The organism is Pseudomonas sp. AMR01, from assembly GCF_041946035.1.
In the GTDB taxonomy this organism is placed as follows: Bacteria; Pseudomonadota; Gammaproteobacteria; order Pseudomonadales; family Pseudomonadaceae; genus Aquipseudomonas; species Aquipseudomonas antarctica_B.
The window spans coordinates 57,913-83,842 of the sequence record NZ_JAUTYR010000019.1; the positions used below are offsets into that span (position 1 = coordinate 57,913).

Here is a 25,930-nt window from a genome sequence, read left to right on the forward strand (position 1 = left end):
CCAACACAGCCGGCGAGTGAAAGCGATCAGTTGCTGGCGCATAAGTGGAACCTCTTTAATCACGGCAATTAAACCCGTTGAAGGAGCTCGATATTGAAGTGGATAGTTTTGGCGATATTGACCTGGACCAGCACGCTTTCGTGTGCGAATGCTGCTCCAAATGAGACCAGGCAATCGACCAATGCGGCTGTTGCAGCCTGCAAAGCAATCAGTAAATTGCTGAGGCCTTCCTTTTCAACAACTCAAGCGCATTTCCTCGACTCGGAAGAGGTTGTCGCCATACTGGTGCGAGGCATTAAGCCTCCTCCCTCCATGAAGGACCAATCTGGCGCGCAGTTATGCTTGTACTACCCGTACACAAAACGTGCTCGCTTGGCGGATTGGGATGAGATGGCCACATCCAAAAAACGGCCGATGCGAATAGGGGCGCCCACAGACTTATGATAGAGGGTGCATGCGTGCACTTAAAATACGCGGACACCATCGCGGCTAGCGACGGTGTCAGGAAGGAGTGTTGTCCGGACGGTTACTCCTCTTTTGTCACATCAGCCTTATATCACCGCCGTAGCAACCCCCCTCGACCGCCACACAAACCCCAGCACCATCAGTAATCCCAGAGCCGCCATCGCCGCTCCCGCCAGGGATATCGCCGGATAACCCAACCCCGCATTGATCACCGCGCCACCCACCGCCGCGCCAATCGCATTACCAAAGTTAAACGCACCAATGTTCACCGCCGAGGCCAGATTAGGCGCGTCCTTGGCCGCTTCCATAACGCGCATCTGCAGCGGTGGCACCAGGGCGAAGCTGGCGATGCCCCATATCAGGATGGCAACGGCGGCCGGCAGCGGCCAGCGCATCAGGACTGTGAACGCCAGCAGGACCACAATCAGCACGCTCAGCGAGACGATCAGGGTGCGGTCTATCGAGCGGTCGGCGGCTTTGCCGCCCCACATGTTGCCCAGTGTCAGGCCTACGCCGAACAGCACCAGCATGGCGGTGATGTAGGCGGTGGAGGCGTGGGTCTCTCTGCTGAGAATGGGTGCGATGTAGGTGAAGACGGTGAACATCGCGCCCGAGCCGACGACGGTGAGGGCCAGCGCGCCCAGCACCGGGCCACGGCCCAGTACCCGAATTTCGGCCATTACGCCGACGCTTGGCGGCGCCTTGAGGTCGGGCAGGGCGAACCACAACGCGGCCATGGCCACCACGCCGAGGCCGGTAATGCCCCAGAAGGCGGTGCGCCAGCCGAACAGTTCGCCAAACCAGGCGGCCAGCGGCACTCCGCCAATGGTTGCTAGGGTGAGGCCCATAAACATCGCCGCAACCGCGCCGGCACGTTTTTCCGGGGCGACCACGCTGGCGGCGACGATGGAGCCAACGCCAAAGAATGCGCCGTGGTTGAGTGAGGTCACCACCCTGGCAATCATGAGGCTGTAGTAGTCGGTCGCCAGCGCTGACATCAGGTTGCCCAGGGTGAAAATCGCCATGAGGCCTATCAGCAGATAGCGCCGGGGAATTTTGCCGGTGGTCAGGGTCATTAGCGGCGCGCCGAGCAGTACGCCCATGGCGTAGGCGCTTACCAGCAAGCCCGCAGCGGGAATCGAAACGCCGAGGTCCGCAGCGATGCCCGGCAACATGCCCATGGGGGCGAACTCGGTAACGCCGATGCCAAAGGCACCTATGGCGAGTGCAACAAGGGGTGGATTGATACGCATGAGAGGCTCCTTATCTATGCCGTCAATGCTACGATCAAGCGTTTTCAGGCGGTAGATAGCATTTTCGGCAATCACCTTTGCGTAAGAGGCACAAGTGGACTTCAACGGTAGATCGGGTGAAATGTTCGTGTTCGCCACCGTGGCGCAGGAAGGTAGCTTGTCGGCCGCCGCACGTGCATTGGGGCTCACGCCCTCGGCGGTCAGTCGAATCATCGCGCGTGCCGAACAGCGCCTTGGCACCCGGCTGCTGTTGCGCACCACGCGGGCGATCACCTTTACCGCCGAGGGCGAAGCGTTTCTGCGCGGCGCCCGGCGCATCCTGGCCGACATGGATGAAGTCGAAGAAGCTATCGCCGATCAGGGCGTCCCCAAGGGTCGATTGCGGGTCAGCGCCGCCCTTGGCCATGGGCGTATGTCCATCGTTCCGTTGGTTGCGGCATTCAGCGAGCGCTACCCGAACATCGTCGTCGACCTCACCCTTGGCGACGAATTAGTCGATATTCTCAGCGGTCAGGCAGACGTGGCAGTACGTTTTGGCCACCTGCCCGACAGCCCGCTGACCGCGCGCAAGATCGGCGACACCGGCCAGGTGGTGGTGGCATCGCCCGAATACCTGCGGCGCCACGGCACCCCCCAGGCACCGGAAGATCTGCTACGGCACAACTGCCTTCGCTTCAACTTCCGGCGCGCCGAACCCAACTGGCCGTTTGTGCGCGACGGCAAAGCGTTTTCCCTCAAGGTCAGCGGCAACATCGAGTGCAGCAGTGGGGAAGCGCTGGCCCAACTGGCGCGAGTGGGCGCCGGCATTGCGCGTATCGGCGAGTTCACCGTCAGCGACGACCTGCGGCGGGGCGACCTGATACCGCTATTGCAAGCCTGGAACCCCGGCGACCGGGAACCGATTCATGCGGTGTTCGTGGGTGGCCCGACAATGCCGGCGCGGGTGCGGTTGTTTGTGGATTTTTTGTTGGAGCATCATCGGCTGTAAGCGGGGGAGTTGGCGGGTTCTTTCAGGTGCACAATCGACACATCGCAAGCAGAGCTAGTCCCAGTCCATTTTGATATTTTCTTCACGATTATCGGCCAGCAACGGTCATTGACCGCAGTGATTCAAGGCCCTCGATTGCTTCATCCAGTCTGCATCGCTAGAAGTTCTCAAGACTGACGTGGATTCCAGCGCGTCCAGCCAACTCAGTTATCGCTTCCAGCCGATCGGCGTCAACAATTACACCGTCGTAATTTTCACCTCCGAAGTCCATGTGAAGATAACGTTTACCGAATCTTGCCAGCCACTGATCAAAGTTGTGGAGCACCTCTGGCATTGATAAAGCGCCTTCCTGCGCATAACCGTAGGGTTCTTTCAAACCACTGGCGCTGACCAAGTAGGGCGCTTGATACTCAAATACGTCGTAGCCCTTGCAATCCACACTAAGCAGAACGAGGTGTTCAAGTTTTTGTCCCCTTGAGTCATTCAGGAATCCTTCCGTGAGGGCACTGGGTGCGTCGTCGCCCATTGCGTATCTACGCATGACACGTCTGACAAGCCTGGCGCCTTCTTTTTCAGGAATGGACGCTACCAGCGCCTGAGCGAAAGCCTGCAGTGCTTTTTTTGACCCGGATCGCTTCGCTCGTCGCGCAGTTCCTTCATGATTGCTGAAGCAGCTAAGGTTGGTCTCTTCGGGTGGAGGCATAGTAAAACGTCCACCAAACAACCGATCTAAAATGCCCATACCAGTCCCTGTATCAATTTGAGGAAAACCATCCAGTTGCGGTATTGCGTCCATTACCGCAATTACGTCAGAAGTCCCAACCTATCAGGACTTCAGCTCAGTTGAACAGGCCGAAATAGGTGATGGCCGCAGTGCTCTCCGGCAAGCGTGTCTTCTGGAGTGCAGGCAAGCTCAACAAAGTTTGAATCCATATAGAACCCGAGTTCTTCCGCCAGTCGCCAGGCCGGATTGCGGTCTTCCCACGAACGCCATTCGTCGCTTCGGCATAGCCAGGCTGGCTGATAACCCCCTTTTTCAGCGCAAAACGGCAAGCGCTAAAAGTGGCTGCACAAACATCACCCATCCTTTACCAGGCCCGGTCGGCTTATTGCCCCGCCTGGCTGACAGGGGTAACGCTGCGGGTGTGATAATCGCCCGACGGGTCCTGGATGCAGTAATTCGGGGATACCGGTTTTTCCTCGCCGGCTTTCAACTCAACCACCTCATTGCGGCACGTTGTCTGGAATGTTTGCGAGTGGAATGCCTGCCGGACTTCATAGTCGGCGCCTGCGCGTGGCACGAAACTCACGGGCGCTGAAGAGCAACTGGACCGGGACGTGACGAACGCCACAAACACGATCAGCGGTTGCCCGGCCGGGACCACACGTTCATCGAAGTACCTGCGCGTCTCATCGATCTTCGCGCTGACCGAGGAGGCCGGCATGCCGATGACATTGTTCTGGTAGTCGGAAGGCCACATGCCGAAGATATCCGTGCTCTGACCGCTGGGCACGATACGCGAAGGATTCCATCCTTGAGGCCGCTCGCGGGCGGCCAGCGCTTTTCTGTAAGTGTCGTTAAAATACTGCTCGCAACTTTGGCCGGATACGAAACCTGCGTACGCCCCTTGCCCGCTGATCAGGCGGATGCGCGCCGTACTGGCGGGGTCGTACTTGGCTATTTCGGTCGTGTTCTGCACATCAGTTTTCTTGAAGGTGCAGCCGCCGACAGCCAACGGCACGATGAGCAACAGCCCCAGGCGTGCGATGACAGTGCCCAAACCGGTATGAATTGATGAGCGCTTACTGGCGTCCGGCTTCATTATTTTCTCCCTGTTAGTGGCGCAACCTTGGTGATGACGGGATTTGGGCAGGCGGTTGCCTTCAAAGTTCGCGGGTTCGCACTGGATTGGGCAAAGAAAGCATGGCGGCGGCCTTTTCTCTCTCCCGACGTGTCGCGCGTACAGTCTGCCCTGTTATTCTGATTCAGCAATCCGGCGTGTAGATAAGATGCTATACGGCGTTAAGTGACAAGAATGTCGGCTAATTGATCGTTAGGGAAAACTGAGTATGCGTCGCTTAATAGCCAACGGGTTTGTGTTTGTCAGCATGGCGATACTGTGTTCCGGCTGCGCATCTTATTCGTCCCTGCCGACAATCAACGAACCCGCTGAACCCGAAACAAAAGAAATCATCTCCAGCTTCAGTTACGCAATAAACTCCCCATGGAAAGACAGTCGCTTCGGCAAGGACGCATACGCAGCGACGCTCAACGTTATTCCCGATGCACAGGATACGGGCTCCAGCCTTGCCGCCCCGACCCTCCCGGCATTAGAAATAAAGATCTCGGAGTTCTCATCTGGCGGCGCTTGCGGACAAGATTACTTAACGGGCCTGAGTCTGGGCTTGATCCCCAGCTGGTGTACGCGAAAAAACCTGTTCAAGTTTGATTTTATATTGAATAAGGATCAGCGCTTTTGCAGGCAGAAAACCTACTCGATAAACTCCACATCGTTTTCACATCTCACGATGATTCCGTTTGCACTATTCAATACGGACAATCAGCCATTGACGCTCTATCAGGCGGCGCTTAAAGATTTTCTTCGGATAGGTCAATGTGCTACGCGTTGAGAGGCATGTTAACAGGCTTTGTTTTGCGGCTAGGAGGGGCTCATTCCAGGCGTTGGCACGCAGGGAGTTTATCTCTGGGCCAGATGCGGTCAAAACAGTCATCACGACTGGGGCTGAACCTATAAAGCTTCACTGCCAGCCTCAACAGTGATCAGTCAGCGCAGCCCCGGCCCCATTGAATTTCAATCGGCGGCAAAAAAGCTCATGCCCTTACCGATAGCGCAGTTATAAGTGAGCGTTTTTTCCATCTGCTGGTAATTGGGCACGGAGAATATCGTCATGCTGAACTCGGCAGTGCCATCCGCGTGCACCCGGTAGCGCAGGAATTGATTAATCGGCTTGTCATCACGATTCACTGTGAAGTGGTCGTCGGCAAATGCCAGGGTGCCGTCTTCAGTGATGCGGAAGGCGTCAATACGCAGGCCACCGTGGGTTTTAGTGGGCTTGGCGTCACTTGATCCCGGCTTACACTGGCCCAGATCAAGTACGACGGACACAGATTTACCCGCCAACAACGACTGTGTGACGGCAGGCAAATTGGGTAAAGCATCGCTGGCCCAGCTCATGGCGGGGAGGGACATTGCGAGCAAAAAAGTGCAGAACTTGTTCATGGCGTCTCCAGTAACGGTCATGGTGGGTGTAGGTGATGCCTATAAGGGGGTTTTTACAATACGCCGGGTTTATGAACATTTGCAGTGTGTGCCGATAGAGCGGCGGCGCGTCGATACCACGATGCTTAACGCGCGGATGACGCGATTGTCTCAAGCGTTGCCAGCAACCTGCGTACTGATAGCTTTCTTGGCTCTCAAGCGGACTTTTAGCTTCTCCGGGTGTCAGAGCGTTTAGGTCGTGGATTAGGCTCGACTACAGCCAACAGAAATCACGGCTCAACGCCCACGTAAAATCGTTTGGCAGAAGACGTCAGGCGCAACCTGGCGGAAATCTTTTGAACGCTGAACATTCACTTTTTGAGTAAACCTGCGATGTCAGATATGTCGGTCGATGTTGTGTGCCCCTCTGAATTCGCAATCGACCAGGCGGACATAGCGTGCATGGGCGCGATCTCTGCGTTGCTGGAAACCGTGTGCGGTATCACCGGGATGGGCTTTGCAGCGGTTGCCCGCGTGATTCAGGGTCGTTCAATGGCTTGCGCGGTCCGCGATGCCATCGGTTTGAATGTGCAGCCGGGCGATGAACTGAAGTGCGTGCCTGCCATTGACCATCAGGCCGGCACAGCCACGCAAGCGATAGTCATCGGTAACCTTGCCGACCACCTTTGTCATCCGAGTCTTCAGGAGCAGGGGTTTCAGAGCTGTCTGTTCATGCCCATCGTCTTGAAAGATGGCAGCCTGTGGGGCGGTCTGTGTGCGGTGGATCCACATCCGGCCCACCTGGATAACCCAACGGTTCTGGACATGGCCAAAGGCTTCGCGCATCTCATTGCGTTGCATCTGGATGATGCCCGGTGCGACCGGTTGCACGCCGCCGAGCGCCTTCGGCACAGGTTTGAGCTTGAGTTGGAACACCAACTGCGAGCGCTTTCCGATCCGTTGGAGATGATGGAGCGGGCCGCCGCACTTCTCGGTGAGCATTTGGGCGTCGATCATGTCGGCTTCGGCGAAATGGCTGACAGGCAAACTCATGTCTCTGTCCTGCGCGAGTGGAATGGGGCAAAAGCCGCCTCGGTCCCGGTCACGTGGCGTTTGGATGATTTTGCACCCGCTTTTAGTGCGCGGTTGGAGCAGGGCCAGACTGTCGCGCTGCATGATGGTCACGATGATTGGATGACCTCGGGTCCAACCCAGGCTTTGCACGCCACCACGGCTCGCGCGATTCTTGGCGTTCCATTCATTCGAGCGGGTCGTATGCTGGGGATGTTGTTTGTTCAGCATGCAAAGCCGCGCACGTGGGACGAGGATGAAGTGGCGATCGTTGAAACGACGTGCGCGCGCCTGTGGTCGATGCTCGAAAGTACGCGTGCCGACGCAAGGCTGCGCGAAAGCGAAGAGCGGCTGCGTGTCATATTTACCAGCGCGACGGTTGGCTTGTCTGAGGTCGACCCCGCAGGCTGCTTCATTCGAGTCAACAGCGAACTGTGCCGTATTCTTGGGCGTTCTGAAGCCGAGCTGCTCCAGCTAGGCGTTGCAGACATCACCTATGTTGAGGATTTGCCTCCCACTCTGGCGGCAGTAGAACAGGCGATTCATACGGGCAGCAGCACGGCCCTCGATAAGCGTTATAGCCGCCCCGACGGCTCGTTGGTCTGGGCCAACAGCAGCATCCAGCGCATTGTTGATGCAGCAGGTTTGCCCGGAAATCTGTTGGTGGCCACGGTGGATTTGACTCAGCGCAAAGACGCGGAGGAAGCGCTGCGGGCCAGTGAGGAGTTCAACCGCCGTGTACTCGCAAGCTCGGCTGACTGCATTAAAGTGCTCGACCTGGATGCCCGCCTGGAGTTCATGACCGAGGGCGGCATGTGTGTGATGGAGGTCGATGACTTCGGTGCCATTCAAGGCGCGTGCTGGCCTGATTTATGGCAAGGCGAGGAGCACGGCAAAGTTTTGCACGCCGTAGCCGAGGCTAAACAAGGCCGGGTCGGCCGCTTCCAGGGTTTTGCCAAGACCATGAAAGGCGCTCCGCGTTGGTGGGATGTCATCGTCACCCCCATGATGGGCCCCGATGGCGTCCCGGAAAAGCTGCTGTCGACCTCCCGTGACGTGACCGCTACCAAGCTTGCGCAAGTGCGCTTGCAGGAGTTGAACGATAAGCTTGAGGTTAGAGTTCAAGAGCGCACTGCGGACCTTCTGTTGACGCAGGAAGCCCTTCGCCAGGCGCAGAAGATGGAGGCGGTGGGCCAGCTCACAGGCGGCCTTGCGCACGATTTCAACAATTTGCTGGCGGGCATCTCTGGCAGCCTTGAGCTGTTGCAAACCCGTCTGCGCCAGGGCCGGTTTAACGAGGTGGACCGCTACATTGACGCTGCACAAAGCGCGTCAAAACGAGCCGCCGCGTTAACCCACAGGCTGCTGGCATTCTCGCGCCGACAGACACTCGATCCCAAGCCCACCCATGTGAATCGATTAGTCTGCGGCATGGAAGACTTGATTCGCCGTACGGTAGGGCCATCCATCCAGCTTGAGTTCGTCGGTGCCTCGGGGCTTTGGCTGGCGCTGGTCGACCCACCGCAGCTTGAAAATGCGCTGCTGAATCTGTCGATCAACGCGCGCGATGCGATGCCGCATGGCGGGCTTATTACTATCGAAACCGCGAACCGGAGGCTGGGCCCGGAGGCCGCGCGCCAACTCGATATGGTCGAAGGTCAGTACCTGTCGGTGTGCGTCACCGACACCGGCTCCGGCATGTCACGCGATGTGATGGAGCACGTATTCGAACCGTTCTTCACCACTAAACCGCTTGGCGAAGGCACCGGTTTGGGCCTCTCGATGATCTACGGATTTGCCCAGCAATCCGGCGGGCAAGTACGCATCCATTCAGAGGTAGGCAACGGTACAACCGTCTGCATTTATCTGCCCCGCCATGACGGGCCAGACGATGCCGAATCGGTTGAAGAGCAAGCCTCGATGCCTAAACCTTCAGTGCACGAGGCCACCGTGCTGGTGGTGGACGACGAGCCAACCGTACGCATGCTGGTCACGGACATTTTGCGAGATCTGGGGCACACGGTTCTGGAAGCGAGCGACAGTGCTACGGCCTTGAAAATTTTACGGTCGGATGTTCGCATCGATTTGTTGGTAACCGATGTCGGCCTGCCTGGAGGCATGAACGGACGGCAAGTGGCAGACGCGGCGCGCGCCGTCCGCGCGGGTCTTCAAGTGTTGTTTATCACGGGGTACGCAGAAAATGCGGTGATGGGCGACGTACTTTCAGGAAAAGGCATGGCCGTTCTGACGAAACCTTTCGCGGTCGACGTCTTCGCTTCGCGTATACGCGAGATGATTCCGTCTTGAGGTTGCCGTTCGTTAGAGGAGGGCGCCTGAATGAATCCGTCTGTCGTGGCATCGAAGTCAAACGTGTAGAACCTGACGCAGCAACAATAAGTCTTTTGAAATGGAATTCATCTCATGTTCGAACGTAACAAACGGGTGCCGGATTTTTGGGTTTCAAACAAAAGGACCTTCATGCACATTCGTGGGCTGAAAGCTTTATTGCCGTTATCACTGCTCTTCATGATGTGTTGCGCTGAGGCTGCCGCGGTGGCAGCAAGCGACAAACTGGTAAACCTTTTCGAGACAGAACAATACCAGGCGACCATTGAGGAAGCGGACCGCGTGCTTGAAACCGACCCCGCCAACAGCGAGGTATTGAATATGAAGGCGCTGGCAGTCTCCGTGCTTGGCGATGACCGCACCGCGATCCGTCTGGTCACCCAGGCACTGGAGGCGGCTAAAGAGAACGGGCAGGCATCCACCGTGCAACAGGCTAACTACTGGAACAACCTCGGCTATTTTAACGAACGGCAACGCAATCTCGACATTGCTCTTGGCTACTACGAAAAAGCCTTGAAAATGCGCCTCACGGTACTTGGCGCAGATGACCTGCAGCTTGCCGAAAGCTACAACAACATCGGTACCGTGCAGAGCAAACTGGGCCAGTATGAAGAGGGTTTTAAAAACCTGCGCAAAAATATCGCGATGAGAAAGCGACTGCTGGGAGAACACGACGCTTCGGTAGCCGTCTCACTAAACAACCTGGGTGCTGCCTACAATACCCAGGGCAACCACCAGGCCGCGTTGCCGCTTTATCAACAAGCACTGGATATCGACATGGCCCTGCATGGTCCCCAACATCCAAAGGTCGCCATCCGCTGGAACAACCTCGGCGACGCCTACCTCGGCCTGGGGCAATACGACAAAGCTGAAGCCTTCCTGACCAAGGCGCTGAACAGTGACCGCGCAACATTCGGCGAGAACCACCCCAAAGTGATGTTGCGCTACTTCAACCTTGCAAGGGTCTACGAGGCTGAACGCGACACTGCCAAGGCGCGCGACGCTTACACAAAAGCTCTTCAGATACTCAGACAGGTCGACCCCGATGACCTTGCACAAATCCGCTACTTCGAGGAAAAACTGCGAACACTGGAAGGCTAGCGCGTAAGCATTTGCGGTACGTCTTTTTCAGACGTCAATGTTTGGAACGACCTGCTATGCCTGAACGTCTACCTGTCTCTACTTATCGATAAGGTACAGCGCAATGGATACGACCATTACCGTAGATCTACTGGCTACCGCCGACCTTGGATCAATCAACGAAATATGGCTCGGTGGCACTCATACCGAGCTGTGCCTATGGCGTGGCGAACATGTCTTCACCCACGAAATGATGAGCGAGGGCACCCACGATCAGAATGTTCGACGCCTGTGCGTGCAGTTGGTCAACCCTGACGATCAGGCCGCAGTGGCCAGCGTGGAGCAGATTGTGCGCGAACGGCTGGAAAAGCTGGGGAAGGAGGGCGAGTTCTATCCGGCTGAGGAGGCGGACACTCATCGATAGTCATCCTGCAGCGCTGATAAAACTGCCAACGCATAAAACCGCGTATCGACCGCCATCAATGGAGTTGGCAAGGACTCTATCCCGCCGGTGCATATGCGTCCGGCAAAGTCATCCAGTCCTGCTTATTTACGGGTCATTGCGCCGTGGAGAGATCAGCCGCTTTTTCCAGGACTGCCTGCAACATATTCTCTGATGATTGTCCCTTGCTGAAGCTTTTCTCTAAATACTCCTCGGTCGATCTATTGATGAGAGCGAGGGGTCCCGATTGCTCTATCTGTTCTTGATAAAGACTGTCGATACTATTCCTGAATCCATCAGGGTAGGCCGACTTCTCAACAGCAGGCAGGTTATCGAAATAGTCCATGATGCCTTTAAATACTTCACTGTTGTCGCCTCCATTCGTTATGTTGGCGTACAACGTTGAAAAGTATGCTTCGTCCTGCTTGCTAAGCTCCCCATAAGCGGCATAGCGCTCGGCGTCGGTATAGGTTCCCGTGTCATCATAAACAATCGCGCTCAGGCCGTTTCGCGCCATGCCCTCAAACGGATCAGGAAGATTTTCAGTTGGGACTTGAGAGCGGCCAATAGAGTAATCCAGTGACTTCTGGCCTGACGCCAAACGATCAGGGTCATCCGTTTTGGGGAGCATGTCTTGCTTGTTGTAATTCCCGCCAGCAATGCGCTGCCCAAAGTTATAAATATCCTTTTGCCCTTTCGCATACAGTGCTTTCAAATCGCTTTCTGACATAGATACTTGCCGCTCGCTAGAGCTGCTTAAACTATAAAGTGCCCGTGCAGAGTTGGATATTGAAACGGTTTGCGCTGTACCCGGGGAGAGGCTGTCCGAAGAAGAATCAGCCGAAGTTTCCGCGCGAACTATCTCTTGCGCAGAGACCTTTGCGGTAGTACCTGCCTGATAAGTTTTAATCGAGATATCCATTAGAATATTCCAGAAGTTGGATAATTAAGCATAGCTATTTCCCGACAGGGCGCCTGGGAATCCCCCAGACAAGCCCTCAACTGCGCTGAAATACGCCTGACGACACGCCACTTTGCCCATGAGCCAGCTCGCACATCTGATTAGCGACCTGATGAATCCCATGGTGCCTGCAAAATGACGATTTCTTTTCCGCTATTGCGATGGGCCAATGCTAAGTTCAGATCAATTGTGGAGCTGGCTTGCCTGCGATTGCTATCTCCCGGTTGATAGCGTTTTATCTGACCCATCGCCATCGCGGGCAAGCCCGCTCCCACAGGGTTCGACTCAATGTATTCAATCCGCACAATGGCAACCACCGACTACGACGCCGTGCTCGCCCTGATGCACAGCACGCCCGGCATTTCCCTGCGCGACGCCGACTCCCGCGAGGCCACCGAGCGCTACCTGGCGCGCAACCCCGGGCTGAGTTTTGTTGCCGAAGCCGAAGGCCGGGTGATCGCCTGCGTGATGTGCGGCCATGATGGGCGCCGAGGTTATCTGCAACACGCTATGGTGTTGCCGGACTATCGCCGCCAGGGCATCGCGCAGGCGTTGGTTGAATGTTGCCTCGCCGCGCTGGAACAGTTGGGCATCCACAAATGCCACCTCGATGTATTCAAGACCAACACAAGCGCCGCCCGGTATTGGCAAGGCCAGGGCTGGAAACTCCGAACGGATATCGACCGTTATTCATTCACCCGCGAGGGCAATGAAAACGCATGAAGGGACATCGCAATGCTCGCTATAAAACGCGCCACACCACAGGACGCCACGGCTGCTTTTGAGATACGCCGCGAGGCCATTCTTGGTCAATGCATCGGCGCCTACACCGCAGAACAAATGGCACTCTGGACCCGTGGCGCTGCTGAGGACGGCTACAGTGTGCTGATGGAAAAGCCATTTTACCTTGGCTGGTTGAACGACACGCCCGTCGCCACCGGGATGCTCGACCTCGACAACAATGAAATAGGCGCATTGTTTGTGCTGCCTGAATTTACCGGGCGAGGGTTTGGCAAGGTGATGCTGGATCATCTGGAAGATGTGGCGCGGGCGCTGGCGATTGAGGAAGTGGTGTTGGATGCGACGTTGAATGCGGAGAGTTTTTACAGAGGTTTTGGGTATGTTGGCGATGAGCGAGCGGTTTATCGCTCACCGTCCGGGTTGGAGCTGGCGTGCATTCCGATGACCAAGCGCCTGGTCTGAGAGACGTGCAAAATTGCCTCATCAATAATCCGGCCCGCCGGTCACCGGCAATGCCAGGGCACGAACCCGCGATGCTATAGTCCCGGCGCTTTTCTGAATTTTGATCGCGCCGGGAGGCTCCAGGAGCATTCGTATGAACCTCTACACCGCAGGCTATGAAGGTCTGGACATTGTCACATTCATAGCGCGTCTGAAGCAGGCCGGTATTGATAAGGTGCTTGATGTGCGTGAGTACCCGCTCTCGCGCAAAAAAGGGTTTTCAAAAAAAGCCTTCGCCGAGTGCCTGGTGGCGCAAGGCATCGCCTATGAGCACAGTCGTCCTCTGGGGTGCCCAAAGCCAATCCGCAAGCAATACAAGGAAGACGGTAATTGGGCTGTGTACGCCCGCGATTTCCGGGCCTATATACGAACCCAGGGCAGCGTGTTGAATGAGTTGCTACTCGATGCGACAGATCAGCGAATCTGCATGGTGTGCTACGAGGCGGACGCCAGTTTTTGCCATCGCAGTTTGATCGCTGAAGCGGCTCAGGAAATCAACGAGTCCTTAAGGCCTCAACACCTGCCTCTCAAAACAGCGATATTTGGTGACTGTCTTCGCGCTGTCGCATAGGCGGATAGATCAGGCTGACAATCAGCCATTGGCCTGGAAACCGATGGATGGTGCCCATCAGCAGCATCAGGTCCCTGGCGGGTAACTCGGTTTCCAGCTTATGACGAAAGGGCGCTTCCCAGCCCTCGGCACCGTGTTTGCGATAAACGTTTCTATAGAGCTGGCTGGCTTCCCAGTCGACGATTTTGTGGGTCCGGGATTTGACTTCGCCTTTCACCAGGCATTCATAAACATAGTGAAAGTCGAAGGGTACTTTCTCCAGGCGCTTGATACTTGCGCGCTCTTGCTCTTCAAACAGGCTTGGCTGACGCTGCAGTGATTCCAGCTTTTCGATCTCTTCAGTCGTCCATTTTTCCGAGGCGGACTTCTGAATGCGTAACGCTGTAATTCGTAAAGGCTTGATCAAGCCCAGCGTAACGTTGCTATCAACCCTGGCCTCTTCCAGTGCGTCAAAGCTTTCATAAACCACCAGTTTATCCATCCAGAGCCGTCGTTCATGCCAGTCCCCGGCAGGCAAAATCTTCCCCGCGCAGATGCTGTCTACGCCGATCTTGTGGCTTTCTGGCCTGCGGTCAGCGGGACTTCTTTCTATGAGCGCCTCAATCCATTGCCACTTCGAGAATTGCTGATCCCCGGTGACGAGGCGAAACGGAACGGGATAAAGCCGAATGAGGTTGCCATCTTCATCCATCCCCGCGACACAGGAGGTTTCGGCGTATTTAGCGCTTGGAGAAGGGTAGGTTTTACACAGGATCAGGATTCGTACTTTGCGTTTCATCAGCAGCCTATCCAGAAGTCTTTCCTGAACTGTATGCAGACATCGCAAAGCTGCCAGAAAGACTTGTAACTGCACGTGGCCAGGCCAATCAAAGGCGCTTCACTGGCGTCTGAACGCCGTGCGTAATTGCTCCATGACGTTGCTGACCGAAGGCCCTTGAACCACCGGCGGCATGGGATTCTCGCCAAATTCGCGCCACACAAACAGTGTCAATTCAGCCCCGTCGGCGAGTGCCGCTTCGGGCATCTCGGCTAACGAACGGGCCGGTGCCTTGGCGCCCAGCATCAGGTAGCCGGGCAATGCCGACGCCAGGTGGTGGTTCAATTGCCAGTGCTCGGTGTCGAGAAGGATGAAGTCGGGATCAATCTGCATAAACGCGTCCATGGGGGGCAGAGCCGGCAGGATATCAAGGGCTGGCAGCTGTATCCCATAAAAGCGATTGATCTGTGTCTATCGGCGTCTGCAACGGGCCGCTAGGGTCAACCTACCTGTTTGATCACCGAGAAAACCATGGATCTTTGCGCTGTCCCGTTTGGCACTACTGACTGGTCTACCGTCGAGCGCGTTCTGCATCCCGGCGAAACCGGCGGCGCGTATTGGCGAACTTGCCACTTTGGTAATACCCGTGTGCGAATGGTGGAATATACGCCGGGGTATCTGGCCGATCACTGGTGTTGGAGAGGGCACATTCTGCTCTGCCTCGAAGGCGAATTGCACACAGAGCTGGAAGATGGCCGCCGGTTCACGCTGACGGCCGGGATGAGTTACCAGGTGGGCAATGACATGGAAGGGCATCGCTCATCAACGGGCGTTGGCGCGAAGCTGTTTATCGTGGATTGAAATTCTCGCCTGAGGGATGCTCACAAGGGCGCTCGGAATGCGCGGGTTGTGGCGAGCGGGGCTGTTGTGGGGAGCTGGCCTGTTGTGGCGAGCGGGCTTGCCCCGCGTTGGGCTGCGAAGCGGCCCCAAAACCAGGCGACTCGGTTTGTCTGATGCTATGCGGTGAGGGTGAGAAGGGGCTGCTGCGCAGCCCAACGCGGGGCAAGCCCGCTCGCCACAGAAAGGGCGATCAATGCATCTTGCTATGGTCCATGCCATCCAAACCACGGGCCGGGGCTTTGATTTCAATCGATTGCTTCTCGCCCTTGGCATTTTCCACGGTCAGGGTCAGCGGCACTTGGTCGCCTTCCTTGATCTGGCCGGTCAGGCCCATCAGCATCACGTGGTAGCCGTTCGGGTCGAGGGTGACGGCTTTGCCGGCAGGCAGGGCCACCGAATCCACCGGGCCCATGCGCATCACGTCGTCCTTCATGCTCATCTCATGAATCTGCACGTCTTTGGCCACGGGCGAGGCCACGCTGAGTAATTTGCTGTCGCTGTCGGCGGTGACGGTCATGAACGCGCCGCTGGACGGCTGGCCCGGTACCGAGGCGCGCACCCAGGCGTCGGTCACTTGCACCTGGGCGCTGGCGTGGGCGGCGAGGCCCAGCAGGGTCAGGCCGAAGGTGAGGCGCTTGAGGTGTTGAACGGCAGTCATTAGCAGACCTCCATGACGGTGAGCAGGTCTTCTGCGCACTCTTTAGCGGTAAGGGATGCCGACAGGCCCAGGCGCAGGTTGCCACGGGTGTCGAACACAAAACTGGTGGCCGTGTGGGACAGGGTGTAGGTGTCACCGGCGGGGATCTTTTCATAAAAGATCCCGAACTCCCTGGCGGCCACGGCGATTTCTTCCGGGGTGCCGTAGAGCGCTTCGAAGCTGGGGTCGAAGGCCTTCACGTAGTTGTCGAGAATTTGCGGGGTATCGCGCTCGGGGTCGAGGGTGATGAACACCACTTGCATGATCTTGCCGTCGCGGCCCATCAGCTTCTTGGCCTGGGCGGCGCGTGCCAGGGTGGTCGGGCACACCGCAGGGCATTGGGTGAAGCCGAAGAACACCACGGGCATCAGGCCACGGTACGAGCTCAGGGTGACAGTTTCGCCGGCAGTGTTCTTGAGCTTGAAGGTGCGCCCCATGATCTTGTCACTGAGGTCCTTGCCGTACTTGAAGTTCAGCTTGGGGCTGTAGTCACAGCCGCCCAGCAGGCTGCCCAGGCCCAACAGGCCCATACCGGTCAGCACTTTGCGGCGGGTGAATAACGTATTCATCAACTGTGCATCCTGTGAAACGCCTGCAGGGTTTTGGCTCAACCCACCAGGCTTTGAAAGGAGTAGCGAGGAAGGCGCCCAGTCTACCAACCCTGGCCGGCCTGCGTAATCTGCGACGTTCTGCCACAGGGGCGCGCCGCGCTTCATCCCTGCGGACCTTCGGTGGTAGAGTCGCCGCCATGAAATTGAGCCACCCCGACCGTGCATTGATCGCCTGGGCCCTGTACTTCTGCGTGCTGATGAACGTGTTCGTCTGCGGTTTGGGACATGGCGAGATGATGGGGTTGCAGCTCAATGGCATCGGCGGCCAGTTCTGTTCGGTGGAAGGCGGCCAGTTGCCACTTTCCGACAAAGGGTTGGCTAACCCGTCGTCCAGCAACATCTCGAACTACTTTGCCTGCCCGGTGTGCAACGCCGTCACCCTTGCCATCGTTTTCCTGATCGGCCTGGCGTGGCTGCTGGGCGTTGGGCAAGCGCCGCGCCCCGCCCATGAGCGGCGCAACAAGGCGCCGCCGCGATATTCCTGGCCCTCGGCCAACCCCCGCGCATCCCCCGCAATCTGACGTGTGCCCTGGGCTTCCTGTGCGCAGGAGGCGTCCTATCGTCATGACTGTGAGTGCGTTTCATGAATCATGTAATGCCTGCAGGCGCCCGTCGCCTGGTCAGCAAGGCATCGCGCCGTCTGCGCGCGGAGCCGTTACTGGCGGAGTACCCGAGTAATTCCCGCAGTTTCGTGCACTTGGATGCACGACTATTGCCCCATTGGCACAGCTTCTTTGATATCTGCCCGGCGCTGCTCAAGCTCGACCCGCCGGAAGGCCTGAACCTGTTTCGCAGTTTCATGACCTGGGCTTACAGCAATCAGCCGGCGTTGGATTGGACGTACCACTTGAACATCTGCCGTTGGTTACTCGCGTCGCAATACTGCGCGCAGATTAACGATGAACCCATTGAAGTGTTCATGGCGGCGGCTGCAGCGCGCTGGATAAACACCGATGCCAGCGAGGCGCAGGGTGTGGTCCTGGCCTGGAGAGGTGTCACGGTGGTCGACTGGAAAAGCACGCGTGCAACTGAACCCAAGGCGCTGCCAACGTCGCCGTGGGATTTCGCCTGGTGCCCGCTGAATGGGCGAGGCGAATTCAGCGGGTGGTTGCCGGTGCCGTGAAGGGCAATGGCAGGCGCGCTTTTACCGTAAGCGCACCTAGTCTTTTTGCGGGGGCGCTTTTTTCTGCTTTTTGGGGCTGGGTTGTCTGGTCGAAGAACCCGAAGAGGTCGCCTTATCATCCCTGGGCGGCGTAGCGGTTTTTTTGTCACTGTCAGCCGGGCTGCTAGGGTAGTTGCCCGGCGGCAGCGCCGAGCCTGCGCCGGTCAGTGACTGTGAGGAAGGGTTCGGGTTATCGCCAAACGCGGCAAGTGCTGGGCCGCTCAACAGCGCCGACAACCCGATAATCAACAACATCCTTTGGGAGCATTTGGTCTTCATGACGCATTCCCCTGTGCATGGACAGCTCATCCAGCAGGACCGAGGCCCGGCATAGCGCCAGGCCTCGGTGATGCCACCTTCAAGCCGCCATTGGCTTGGTGGATTGCGACTTCTTGTGGGCCGCCTTCATGGCTTCCATCTCAGCGCCCAATTCTTCCAGCAGTTTCTTGCCCAAGAGCTTCTTGGCCTTGGGAAACATCTCGGTTTCCTCTTCTTCGATGTGGTGCTCCAGCAGCTCCTTGACGACTTTGACGCGGCCGGAAAACTCGGTGGTCGACGGCTCGGTCTGCTTCAAATCGGGCAGCACCAGGGCGTCCACCGTGCGGTGCTCTTCCTTGGCTTCGTGGTACATGATGTCCTCCTCTTTGCCACCGGCCTTGCGAAAGGCCGGGTAGAGAATTTCCTCTTCAAGCTTGGTGTGCATGCTGATTTCCGCTTCCAGCTTGGCCAGCAGTTCAGTGCGCTTCTTGACGCCGCGTTCGGTGGACTCACTCAGTTGAGTCAGCAGGGCTTTGACGCGTACATGGTCGGCTTCGAGAAGGTCAATGGCGTTCATGGTGGAACCTCACGGGTAACTATCGGGCGCGTCGAAATGCGCGCCTCTTGTGTGTATCTGTGCATCAGTTGTACCAAGTCAGATGCATTTATTTTTTATTTGATAATCAGGGTCTTAGCAGTTTCAGTAGAGGGGCGATGTCGTGCAGGTTGCAATGTGAGGCCGCGTCAGGCGTGCATTAAGCCACGCAAGCGTCCAGCAACTTTTTAATGAACCCTCAGCCCAAATGAGTGACCTAACACATACGACCTCAGGAGGTGAAGCATGCAAATAGAATATGTCTGGATCGGTTTGGCGGTGATTCTGCTGCTCTTGGAACTGTGGGCGATCAATGTCGTGTTACGCAGCACCAGTGGCTGGGAGACCAAGGGGCTGTGGCTGGTTATTCTGATTTTTGTGCCGCTGTTCGGGCTGATTGCCTGGGCCATGTTCGGGCCGAAACGTGAAATGCCCGATAGCCGTAGAAGCTAAGCATTGAGACAAAAAAACAGGCGCCCTTGGGCGCCTGTTCAGGTTCTGCGGTATCGCTTTAGCCCGCAACGGCCTTGGCGATCGCCTCATTGAACGCCGGTAAATCATCCGGTGTGCGTGAGGTGATCAGGGTCCAGCCATTGGCCTTGCATTCCTTGGCCTCGGCATCGACCCAGTCTGCCGCACCGGCGTTTACTAGGTCCGTGCGCACGCTTTTATACGAGGTCAGCGTCTTGCCCTTGATCACGCCTGCGTCAATCAATGCCCACGGCCCGTGGCAGATGGCGGCCACGGTTTTACCCGCTTTGACAAACTCATTGATCAGCTTCAGCGCCGCCGCATCCAGGCGCAGCGTGTCGGCATTCACCGTGCCGCCGGGGATGACCAGGGCGTCAAAATCGGCGGCGGAAACGTCGGCCAGTTTAGCGTCGGACTCCACGGTTTTATCCTTCTCGGTATCGCCGACGAAGGTCTGAGTGGTGCCGCCTTTGCTCGAAGCGTGGGTCACGGTCGCGCCGTAGCCACGCAGCGCCTCCAGCGGCTTGACCAGTTCGTCGCGCTCAATACCGGTGTTGGACGTAATGATAAGGATGTTCTTGCCGTTGAGTTGCGAACTCATTGTCGAGTGTCTCCTGTGTCTATAAGGAATTAATGGTTGTATTTGGCTTGCAGGTCCTTGGCCATTTTCAGATGAGCTTCAAGGGTCGGCAGCGTTTTGGTGGCGAAGGCCTTCAACTCGGCATTGTCCGAGGAGGCGGCTTCTTTCTTGAACAGTTCGACGGTTTTTTCGTGGGCGTCGACTTGATTATTGGCGTAGGCCTTGTCGAACGATTCGTCACGCATTTCGAGGATGGCCTTCTTGGCCTTGTCCGTCAGTGCGGCGTCGTCCGGCACTTCGATGTCGAGTTTTTTCGCCAACGTCGCCAGATCCTGATTAGCCTTGGTGTGGTCAGTGACCATGTGCTGGGCAAACGTTTTTACGTCTGCCGAGCTGCTTTTTTCCAGTGCCAGTTTGCCTGCCTCAACTTCGGTGATGCCGCCCTGGGCCGCATCATCAACGAAGGCATTGGACGTGGCGGCCATGGCCGTAGATATCGACCCCGCAACCAGTACGAATGTCAGGCCCATCTGTTTCATCAGAAGCGTTGTCATGGTGTCTCTCCTTGAACGTGGCGTCATGCCGTTACCTGACTGTTGAGGGCGTGCAGATGCAAAAGGTTTAAATTAATTCGCGCTTATTTCTCCGGCGGCCATCGTGGGCAATTTCCTTGAACTATCGAAATCTCGCGGGCTCTGCTGCATAAGCGCCCGCGATTTTTTGCGGGCTTTCCACTGCCTGGAGATAGACCATGACCGATCATAAAACCGACGATAAAACCCCGGAACCGATCAGCTCGGAAGCCGCCCAAAAGGGCACTGAAAAAGCCTCCAAGGGCCAGACGCTTGAACGTCCAAACCCCAAGACCGAAACCATCGACAAGGTACTGACGCCCACCTCGATCAAAGAGACTGAGCGTGTGACCGACGCCATCAACGAGCAGGCGGCCAAGGCTGAGCGCAAGTTGGGCCACTGAGCATGGCCAAGTCGATTACTGCGCCTGACTTGGGCATTGATCTCAAGCCCGATGACGACGGCAGCCTGTTCAAGTGGTTTCTCGCAAGCTTTTTAATGGGCAAGCGCATTCAGGCGCCGATCGCCGCCCAGGCTTACCGGGTGATTGTTGAGGAGGAGGGCCGCGACACGGCGCGCAAGCTGCAGCATTGCACCTCCCGCGAACTGGTCGCGATGCTTGGGCGTGCGCATTACGTGCGTTACGACGAGACCACGGCGCAACGCTTGCTCGACCTCAGCGCCAAGTTGAATGCCGAGTACGCGGGCAAAATCACTCACATGCGCGACGCCAGCAAAGACCGTCAAGCCTTTGAAAAACGCCTCGGCGAATTCGAAGGGGTCGGCCCAAAGACCATTGAGATTTTCATGCGTGACGCGGCTGCGGTGCTGTTTTGACCGCAGTGCTTTACGTGGGGTGTGCGGGCTGGAGCCTGCCGCGTGAACACGGGGCGGCATTCACCCAGCCCGGCACCCACCTGCAACGCTACGCGTCGCGTTTGAATGCGGTCGAAATCAATAGCTCGTTTTACCGACCGCATCAGCCCAAGACCTATGCGCGATGGGCGCAGTCGGTGCCTTCAGCGTTTCGCTTTTCGGTCAAACTGCCCAAGCGCATCACCCATGAATTGCGCTTGCAGCAGTGTGAAACGGCGCTGGATGAGTTTTTTGAGCAATGCATGCAGCTGCAGGAAAAACTCGGCTGTGTGCTGATCCAGCTCCCGCTGTCGTTAGGTTATGAGCCCGTTGTTGCCGAGGGTTTCTTCACTGAATTACGCCGGCGCTTCGCGGGTGCCGTGGTACTTGAGCCCCGGCATGCCAGTTGGCTGGAGGCGGATGCTGTGTTGCAGGCATTCCAGGTTGGACGGGTGGCCGCTGACCCGCCGGTGTTTGCAGGCGGTGGTCATCCCGGTGGCTGGAACGGTGTGCGTTATTGGCGCCTGCATGGGTCGCCACGTATCTATCACAGCGCTTATGGCTCCGAGCGTGTGCAAGGCTTTGCCCGCTTGCTAGGCGAGTCAGTTGAAGCTGACATTCCCACCTGGTGTATTTTCGATAACACCGCCAGCGGCTATGCCATCGCCGATGCCCTGTACCTACTCGACCTCTACCCGCAGCACTTCCATTCCTAACCGCTCATACGCCTCGACACTCGGCACATGCCACTCAGTGATCAGCGTGTGGATACGGTCGCACGGGGCCACCACAAAAGGTTCTACCGCGCCAAGTTTGTCGGCCAGGGTCACCGCTACTACGTGGGATGCGCTGTCGAGCAGCGCCTGCTTGACCGCGACTTCGTCAAAATGCAGCGAGGTGATGCCGATTTGCGGGTGCAAGGCACACACACCGGTAAACAGCAGGTCAGCCTTGACGCTCTGTATCAAGCGTACGGCCTCGTGGCCGCCGGTGGACAACGTGGCCGGGTTGAGTTGGCCGCCCGCCAGAATCACTTTCACATGGGGATGGTCCGCCAGCGCGATGGCGATCATTGGCGAGGCGGTGACAACCGTAAGGCGGATCGAGCGCGGCAAGGATTGGGCGATTTGCAGCGTGGTGGAGCCGGAATCGAAGAGCACGATCTGGCCGTCTTCCACGCGGTCGGCGGCTAATTGTGCGAGGTGGCGCTTGGCGTCATTGGTCTCGCCGACGCGGGTGAAGAAGTCCTTGCCGGTGTCTTTGGGCCGGGGCAGGGCGCCGCCGTGTACGCGCTGCAATAACCCGGCGGCTGCCAGCTCACCGAGGTCGCGGCGAATGGTGTCCTGGGACACCGCGAAATGCTCGACCAATTCCGATGCGGTGACTTTGCCGTCGCGCTCCAGCAGCAACAGGATCTTCTGCTTGCGCAACGAAGGCAGGTCAATGGCTTGATGGGTGTTATGCATGGTTGTGCGTCTTTTTGCGGGTTTGTGCGAGATTATTCCGCCGCAGGTAGAAACGCAATGGCTGGTTGCGCAGCCGATGGGCGGTTACTCTGCGTGTTCAGTCCAGGGAGAGGTGACCCCGATGCCGTTGATCACAACCATCGAAGATCTACGCAAGCTTGCGCAAAAACGTGTCCCGCGGATGTTTTACGATTACGCCGACTCCGGGTCCTGGACTGAAAGCACCTACCGCGCCAATGAAAGTGATTTTGCGCGGATCAAATTCCGCCAGCGCGTGGCGCGGGACATCGATGAGCGCTCGATCCGCGCCACCATGATCGGCCAGGACATGGCTATGCCGGTGGCCTTGGCGCCGACTGGCTTGGCGGGCATGCAACATGCCGACGGCGAGATTCTCACCGCCCGCGCCGCTGCCGCTTTTGGCCTGCGCTACACCTTGTCGACCATGAGCATCTGCTCGCTGGAGGACATCGCCGAACACGTCGGCCAGCCCTTCTGGTTCCAGCTGTATGTAATGCGCGACCGCGCGTTTATCGAGCAACTGATCGAACGCGCAAAAGCCGCCGGCGTAGATGCATTGGTGCTGACCCTCGACCTGCAAATCCTCGGGCAACGCCACAAGGACTTGATCAATGGCCTGTCGGCGCCGCCGAAACTGACCCTGCCGAATATCCTCAACATGGCCACTAAACCGCGCTGGGTGATGGGCATGCTCGGCACCCAACGTCGTGGTTTTGGCAACATCGTCGGGCATGTCAAAGGCGTCGCAGACATGAGTTCGTTGTCGTCCTGGACGGCCCAGCAATTCGACCCGCGCCTGAGTTGGGACGACGTGGAGTGGATCAAGAAATGCTGGAGCGGCAAGCTGATTATCAAGGGCATTCTGGATGTGGAGGACGCACGTCTGGCGGCTAATTCCGGCGCCGATGCACTGGTGGTGAGCAACCACGGTGGCCGTCAGCTGGATGGCGCGCCGTCGAGCATCAGCCAATTGCCGGCGATTGTGCAGGCGGTGGGCGATCAGATTGAGGTGTGGCTCGATGGCGGTATTCGCTCCGGCCAGGACGTACTTAAAGCAATAGCGCTGGGTGCAAAAGGCACCATGATCGGCCGGCCGCATTTGTACGGTTTGGGGGCCATGGGTGAGGCGGGCGTGACCAAGGCACTGGAGATCATCGCCCGCGAATTGGACGTGACGATGGCGCTGTGTGGCTATAACGATATACGCGCCGTGAATCGCGAGATTTTGCTGCCGGGCACCTTTCCCGAAGGCGTTTGCTCAGCAAAAAAATCGTAAAAAAGTAAAAAGAGTTGTCCACGAAAACCGTGGGTATCTCTGTGGATAACTTTGCGAGACCCCGGCGGGTATGGCGATTTAACCCTAGGTTAATATTTGATCAACTTTCAGCGCGGGCCAGTATGGGCAGGGTTCGCGCTTGACAGCCAAGCGCTAACCCAGTGCCGAAAAGTCGTTTTAGGAGTCGCCGCTATGGCCTGTGGAGTGTATGACAGCGTGTGCGGGCGCCTTCTCGCGCATCAAATTGTCCAGCGCCTGGCCATAACTGCGACCGGCCAGGCTCATGCTGTTGTTATGGGTCGCACCGGGCACCAATAACAGCCGCTTGGGTTCCTGGGCGGCTTCGAACAATTGCTGGCTGAAACGTGGCGGCACGTACTGATCCGCCAGGCCGTGGACCACCAGCAGCGGCATGTGCACGTCGGCAATCTTGTCGATGGAATCAAATTTTTGCGACAGCAACCAGCGCACCGGTAACGAGGTGTTGGCCACGGCCGTGGCGACGTCCGCCAGCGAAGTGAATGTGGACTCGATCACCAGCCCGCGCACCGGCACCGGCGTTTGTTTGCTCAACTCTGCGGCCAAATCGATGGCCACCGCGCCGCCAAGGGAATGCCCGTAGATCAGGCGTTTGGCGGGGTCGGGTTGCAACACCTGGAAGCGTTCCCAGGCAATGCGCGCGTCTTCATACACGCTGGTTTCCGATGGCAAGTCGCCGTGGCTCTGGCCAAAGCCGCGATAGTCGATGGCCAGCACCGAATAGCCCAGCGCGTGCAATTGCTCGATGCGGAAAAACTGCCCGGTGAGGTTCCAGCGCACGCCGTGCAGGTAGAGGATGGCGGGCGCGTCCTTTTTGTCTGCCGGGTACCACCAGCCGTGAATGTTTTGCCCGGATTTGAAACTGGCGGGTTTGAGGTCGAATTCCTGCACCGCCTTTGGCAAGCCGCTGTACCAGCTGGCCGTGCCCGGTTCGATGCGAAACACCAGCTCGCGTTCCTTGTGTTGCAGCACGGCGCAGCCTACCGGCAGGCCGACAATCAGGATGGCCATGCACAGCAGGGGAAACCAGCGCAGGCCCAGGCGAGACAGAAAACGAGATGACATGAAGGTTCCAGGACAAAGACGAAGCACGGGTTTTACCAGATGGCCTGCGGGGGCAGGAATTAATTCGACAGCCGTTCACAGGTATTGCTTGCAAAGTGTTACAGCGCTGCTCCCTTGACGCTGACCGCGCCCCGCCACATGCTTCTGCTCCTTTGAGCAGAGGCCCGACCATGGACAACAGCCCCGTTCGCATTACCGCCGAAGAGACCCTTTCGGAAAACTGGTACGTGTTGAAAAAATACAGCTTCGACCTGCGCCGCCAGGATGGCAGCTGGCAAGCCCAGACCCGCGAGGTCTACGACCGGGGCAATGGCGCAACCATCCTGTTGTACAACCGCGCTCAACGCACCGTGTTGTTGATCCGCCAGTTCCGCATGCCCACCTTCGTCAACGACTACCACGGCTACCTGATCGAAGCCGCCGCCGGGCTGCTCGACAACGCCAGCCCCGAAGAGCGCATCCGCCTGGAAGCCGAAGAAGAGACCGGCTACCGCGTCGGCCATGTGGAAAAAATCTATGCCGCCTTCATGAGCCCCGGCTCGGTGACCGAGCGCATTCACTTCTTTATCGGCGAGTACCAGCCAGCCGACCAAGTAGGCGCCGGCGGCGGCCTTGAAGAAGAGGGCGAAGACATTGAAGTGCTGGAGCTGGGCTTTGAGCAAGCGCTGGCGATGGTGCAAAGCGGTGACATTGTCGATGGCAAAACCATCATGCTGTTGCAGCATTTGGAACTGCGCATGTTGAAGGAAGGCTGGTGACCTGCGATGCAGGCACCTCGGTACATCAGGCAAAACCGGTCTGTTTTTGCCAAGGCGGGTTGCAGTCTTCCTGATGTATGAAGATCAACTGTGGGAGCGGGCTTGCTCGCGAATGCGGTGAATCAGCCACCAAATCCATCAACAGATCGGAAGACCGGCGGGGCGGGACCGAGGGGGACAGTTGGTGAAGATGGCGGTGGTATACG

31 protein-coding genes are annotated in these 25,930 nt (G+C 57.6%); 17 read left to right on the top strand and 14 right to left on the bottom strand.

Annotation, left to right across the window (positions count from 1 at the left end):
* Positions 1-551: 551 nt before the first annotated feature.
* Entirely contained in the window at positions 552-1,718 is a 1,167-nt protein-coding gene (locus Q7C20_RS17515; RefSeq protein WP_375069049.1) for an MFS transporter, read from the bottom strand.
* A gap of 94 nt (positions 1,719-1,812) precedes the next feature.
* Here Q7C20_RS17515 and Q7C20_RS17520 point away from each other — a divergent pair, with 94 nt between their 5' ends.
* Complete coding sequence (locus Q7C20_RS17520) at positions 1,813-2,706, top strand: LysR family transcriptional regulator (protein WP_375069050.1); 894 nt, start codon at positions 1,813-1,815, stop codon at positions 2,704-2,706.
* A 157-nt stretch (positions 2,707-2,863) separates the two neighbouring features.
* Here the strand turns inward: Q7C20_RS17520 and Q7C20_RS17525 are convergent, their stop codons facing one another.
* A complete protein-coding gene (locus Q7C20_RS17525; protein WP_375069052.1) occupies positions 2,864-3,502 on the bottom strand; it encodes a hypothetical protein in 639 nt (212 codons plus the stop codon).
* A 310-nt stretch (positions 3,503-3,812) separates the two neighbouring features.
* On the bottom strand, positions 3,813-4,529 hold the full coding sequence (locus Q7C20_RS17530) for a hypothetical protein (RefSeq protein WP_375069054.1): 717 nt from the start codon (positions 4,527-4,529) through the stop codon (positions 3,813-3,815).
* 247 nt (positions 4,530-4,776) lie between these two features.
* Here Q7C20_RS17530 and Q7C20_RS17535 point away from each other — a divergent pair, with 247 nt between their 5' ends.
* Complete coding sequence (locus Q7C20_RS17535) at positions 4,777-5,337, top strand: hypothetical protein (protein WP_375069055.1); 561 nt, start codon at positions 4,777-4,779, stop codon at positions 5,335-5,337.
* Between the two features lie 182 nt (positions 5,338-5,519).
* Here Q7C20_RS17535 and Q7C20_RS17540 read toward each other — a convergent pair whose 3' ends face one another.
* Positions 5,520-5,948, bottom strand: a complete 429-nt coding sequence (locus Q7C20_RS17540) for a VirK family protein (protein WP_375069057.1) — start codon at positions 5,946-5,948, stop codon at positions 5,520-5,522.
* Positions 5,949-6,389: 441 nt separating this feature from the next.
* On the opposite strand from Q7C20_RS17540, the gene Q7C20_RS17545 reads away from it, so the two are divergent.
* The 3 genes from Q7C20_RS17545 to Q7C20_RS17555 all read left to right on the top strand — a co-directional run bounded on the left by Q7C20_RS17545 (position 6,390) and on the right by Q7C20_RS17555 (position 10,848).
* A complete protein-coding gene (locus tag Q7C20_RS17545; RefSeq protein WP_375069059.1) occupies positions 6,390-9,305 on the top strand; it encodes a PAS domain S-box protein in 2,916 nt (971 codons plus the stop codon).
* A 114-nt stretch (positions 9,306-9,419) separates the two neighbouring features.
* Positions 9,420-10,445, top strand: a complete 1,026-nt coding sequence (locus Q7C20_RS17550; protein ID WP_375069061.1) for a tetratricopeptide repeat protein — start codon at positions 9,420-9,422, stop codon at positions 10,443-10,445.
* A gap of 103 nt (positions 10,446-10,548) precedes the next feature.
* Complete coding sequence (locus tag Q7C20_RS17555; RefSeq protein WP_375069063.1) at positions 10,549-10,848, top strand: hypothetical protein; 300 nt, start codon at positions 10,549-10,551, stop codon at positions 10,846-10,848.
* A gap of 133 nt (positions 10,849-10,981) precedes the next feature.
* Here the strand turns inward: Q7C20_RS17555 and Q7C20_RS17560 are convergent, their stop codons facing one another.
* Positions 10,982-11,788: a hypothetical protein gene (locus Q7C20_RS17560; protein WP_375069064.1), complete on the bottom strand. Its 807-nt coding sequence runs from the start codon at positions 11,786-11,788 to the stop codon at positions 10,982-10,984.
* Positions 11,789-12,115: 327 nt separating this feature from the next.
* On the opposite strand from Q7C20_RS17560, the gene Q7C20_RS17565 reads away from it, so the two are divergent.
* The 3 genes from Q7C20_RS17565 to Q7C20_RS17575 all read left to right on the top strand — a co-directional run bounded on the left by Q7C20_RS17565 (position 12,116) and on the right by Q7C20_RS17575 (position 13,640).
* Complete coding sequence (locus Q7C20_RS17565) at positions 12,116-12,550, top strand: GNAT family N-acetyltransferase (RefSeq protein WP_375069066.1); 435 nt, start codon at positions 12,116-12,118, stop codon at positions 12,548-12,550.
* Positions 12,551-12,562: 12 nt separating this feature from the next.
* Positions 12,563-13,030 (top strand): GNAT family N-acetyltransferase, encoded by a 468-nt coding sequence (locus tag Q7C20_RS17570; RefSeq protein WP_375069067.1) that lies wholly within the window; start codon positions 12,563-12,565, stop codon positions 13,028-13,030.
* Positions 13,031-13,163: 133 nt separating this feature from the next.
* Positions 13,164-13,640, top strand: a complete 477-nt coding sequence (locus Q7C20_RS17575) for a DUF488 family protein (RefSeq protein ID WP_375069069.1) — start codon at positions 13,164-13,166, stop codon at positions 13,638-13,640.
* Here the strand turns inward: Q7C20_RS17575 and Q7C20_RS17580 are convergent.
* The gene (locus Q7C20_RS17580) at positions 13,597-14,418 is read right to left on the bottom strand and encodes a hypothetical protein (RefSeq protein ID WP_375069071.1); all 822 of its coding nucleotides are present in this window, start codon (positions 14,416-14,418) and stop codon (positions 13,597-13,599) included. The two genes, Q7C20_RS17575 and Q7C20_RS17580, sit on opposite strands and share 44 nt — an antisense overlap.
* Positions 14,419-14,517: 99 nt before the next feature.
* Positions 14,518-14,790 (bottom strand): hypothetical protein, encoded by a 273-nt coding sequence (locus Q7C20_RS17585; RefSeq protein ID WP_348059099.1) that lies wholly within the window; start codon positions 14,788-14,790, stop codon positions 14,518-14,520.
* Between the two features lie 138 nt (positions 14,791-14,928).
* Here Q7C20_RS17585 and Q7C20_RS17590 point away from each other — a divergent pair, with 138 nt between their 5' ends.
* On the top strand, positions 14,929-15,258 hold the full coding sequence (locus tag Q7C20_RS17590) for a DHCW motif cupin fold protein (protein ID WP_375069090.1): 330 nt from the start codon (positions 14,929-14,931) through the stop codon (positions 15,256-15,258).
* A 229-nt stretch (positions 15,259-15,487) separates the two neighbouring features.
* Here the strand turns inward: Q7C20_RS17590 and Q7C20_RS17595 are convergent, their stop codons facing one another.
* Positions 15,488-15,955, bottom strand: coding sequence for a copper chaperone PCu(A)C (locus Q7C20_RS17595; RefSeq protein ID WP_375069073.1), 468 nt, complete (start codon positions 15,953-15,955; stop codon positions 15,488-15,490).
* The gene (locus tag Q7C20_RS17600; RefSeq protein WP_375069075.1) at positions 15,955-16,563 is read right to left on the bottom strand and encodes an SCO family protein; all 609 of its coding nucleotides are present in this window, start codon (positions 16,561-16,563) and stop codon (positions 15,955-15,957) included. The genes Q7C20_RS17595 and Q7C20_RS17600 overlap by 1 nt, the downstream gene beginning before the upstream one ends.
* Before the next feature lie 179 nt (positions 16,564-16,742).
* On the opposite strand from Q7C20_RS17600, the gene Q7C20_RS17605 reads away from it, so the two are divergent.
* Together Q7C20_RS17605 and Q7C20_RS17610 are read left to right on the top strand one after the other, a co-directional pair.
* Entirely contained in the window at positions 16,743-17,126 is a 384-nt protein-coding gene (locus tag Q7C20_RS17605; protein ID WP_348059105.1) for a DUF2946 domain-containing protein, read from the top strand.
* A gap of 62 nt (positions 17,127-17,188) precedes the next feature.
* Positions 17,189-17,728 (top strand): putative natural product biosynthesis protein, encoded by a 540-nt coding sequence (locus tag Q7C20_RS17610; protein ID WP_375069077.1) that lies wholly within the window; start codon positions 17,189-17,191, stop codon positions 17,726-17,728.
* Positions 17,729-18,125: 397 nt separating this feature from the next.
* On the opposite strand, the gene Q7C20_RS17615 is transcribed toward Q7C20_RS17610, so the two are convergent.
* Positions 18,126-18,602 carry a hemerythrin domain-containing protein gene (locus Q7C20_RS17615; RefSeq protein WP_375069078.1) on the bottom strand — a complete coding sequence of 159 codons (477 nt, stop codon included), beginning with the start codon at positions 18,600-18,602 and terminating at the stop codon, positions 18,126-18,128.
* 264 nt (positions 18,603-18,866) lie between these two features.
* Between Q7C20_RS17615 and Q7C20_RS17620 the strand changes: the two genes are divergently transcribed.
* Complete coding sequence (locus Q7C20_RS17620; RefSeq protein WP_348059112.1) at positions 18,867-19,073, top strand: PLD nuclease N-terminal domain-containing protein; 207 nt, start codon at positions 18,867-18,869, stop codon at positions 19,071-19,073.
* A 58-nt stretch (positions 19,074-19,131) separates the two neighbouring features.
* On the opposite strand, the gene Q7C20_RS17625 is transcribed toward Q7C20_RS17620, so the two are convergent.
* Both Q7C20_RS17625 and Q7C20_RS17630 read right to left on the bottom strand, forming a co-directional pair.
* Positions 19,132-19,692, bottom strand: coding sequence for a type 1 glutamine amidotransferase domain-containing protein (locus Q7C20_RS17625; RefSeq protein ID WP_375069079.1), 561 nt, complete (start codon positions 19,690-19,692; stop codon positions 19,132-19,134).
* A gap of 29 nt (positions 19,693-19,721) precedes the next feature.
* Positions 19,722-20,225 carry a DUF4142 domain-containing protein gene (locus Q7C20_RS17630; RefSeq protein WP_375069080.1) on the bottom strand — a complete coding sequence of 168 codons (504 nt, stop codon included), beginning with the start codon at positions 20,223-20,225 and terminating at the stop codon, positions 19,722-19,724.
* A gap of 197 nt (positions 20,226-20,422) precedes the next feature.
* On the opposite strand from Q7C20_RS17630, the gene Q7C20_RS17635 reads away from it, so the two are divergent.
* From Q7C20_RS17635 to Q7C20_RS17645, 3 genes are read left to right on the top strand one after another with little or no spacing between them, the layout of a single operon-like run.
* Positions 20,423-20,647 (top strand): hypothetical protein, encoded by a 225-nt coding sequence (locus Q7C20_RS17635; RefSeq protein WP_348059118.1) that lies wholly within the window; start codon positions 20,423-20,425, stop codon positions 20,645-20,647.
* A gap of 2 nt (positions 20,648-20,649) precedes the next feature.
* Positions 20,650-21,081 (top strand): DNA methylase, encoded by a 432-nt coding sequence (locus Q7C20_RS17640; RefSeq protein WP_348059120.1) that lies wholly within the window; start codon positions 20,650-20,652, stop codon positions 21,079-21,081.
* Entirely contained in the window at positions 21,078-21,815 is a 738-nt protein-coding gene (locus Q7C20_RS17645; RefSeq protein WP_375069083.1) for a DUF72 domain-containing protein, read from the top strand. The genes Q7C20_RS17640 and Q7C20_RS17645 overlap by 4 nt, the downstream gene beginning before the upstream one ends.
* On the opposite strand, the gene Q7C20_RS17650 is transcribed toward Q7C20_RS17645, so the two are convergent.
* Positions 21,780-22,565, bottom strand: coding sequence for a DeoR/GlpR family DNA-binding transcription regulator (locus Q7C20_RS17650; protein ID WP_348059122.1), 786 nt, complete (start codon positions 22,563-22,565; stop codon positions 21,780-21,782). The two genes, Q7C20_RS17645 and Q7C20_RS17650, sit on opposite strands and share 36 nt — an antisense overlap.
* 121 nt (positions 22,566-22,686) lie before the next feature.
* Between Q7C20_RS17650 and Q7C20_RS17655 the strand changes: the two genes are divergently transcribed.
* Positions 22,687-23,862, top strand: a complete 1,176-nt coding sequence (locus Q7C20_RS17655) for an L-lactate dehydrogenase (protein WP_375069085.1) — start codon at positions 22,687-22,689, stop codon at positions 23,860-23,862.
* Between the two features lie 177 nt (positions 23,863-24,039).
* Here Q7C20_RS17655 and Q7C20_RS17660 read toward each other — a convergent pair whose 3' ends face one another.
* Positions 24,040-24,966, bottom strand: a complete 927-nt coding sequence (locus Q7C20_RS17660; protein WP_375069087.1) for an alpha/beta hydrolase — start codon at positions 24,964-24,966, stop codon at positions 24,040-24,042.
* Between the two features lie 170 nt (positions 24,967-25,136).
* On the opposite strand from Q7C20_RS17660, the gene Q7C20_RS17665 reads away from it, so the two are divergent.
* Positions 25,137-25,724 (top strand): NUDIX domain-containing protein, encoded by a 588-nt coding sequence (locus Q7C20_RS17665; RefSeq protein ID WP_348059127.1) that lies wholly within the window; start codon positions 25,137-25,139, stop codon positions 25,722-25,724.
* The last annotated feature ends 206 nt before the right edge of the window (positions 25,725-25,930 follow it).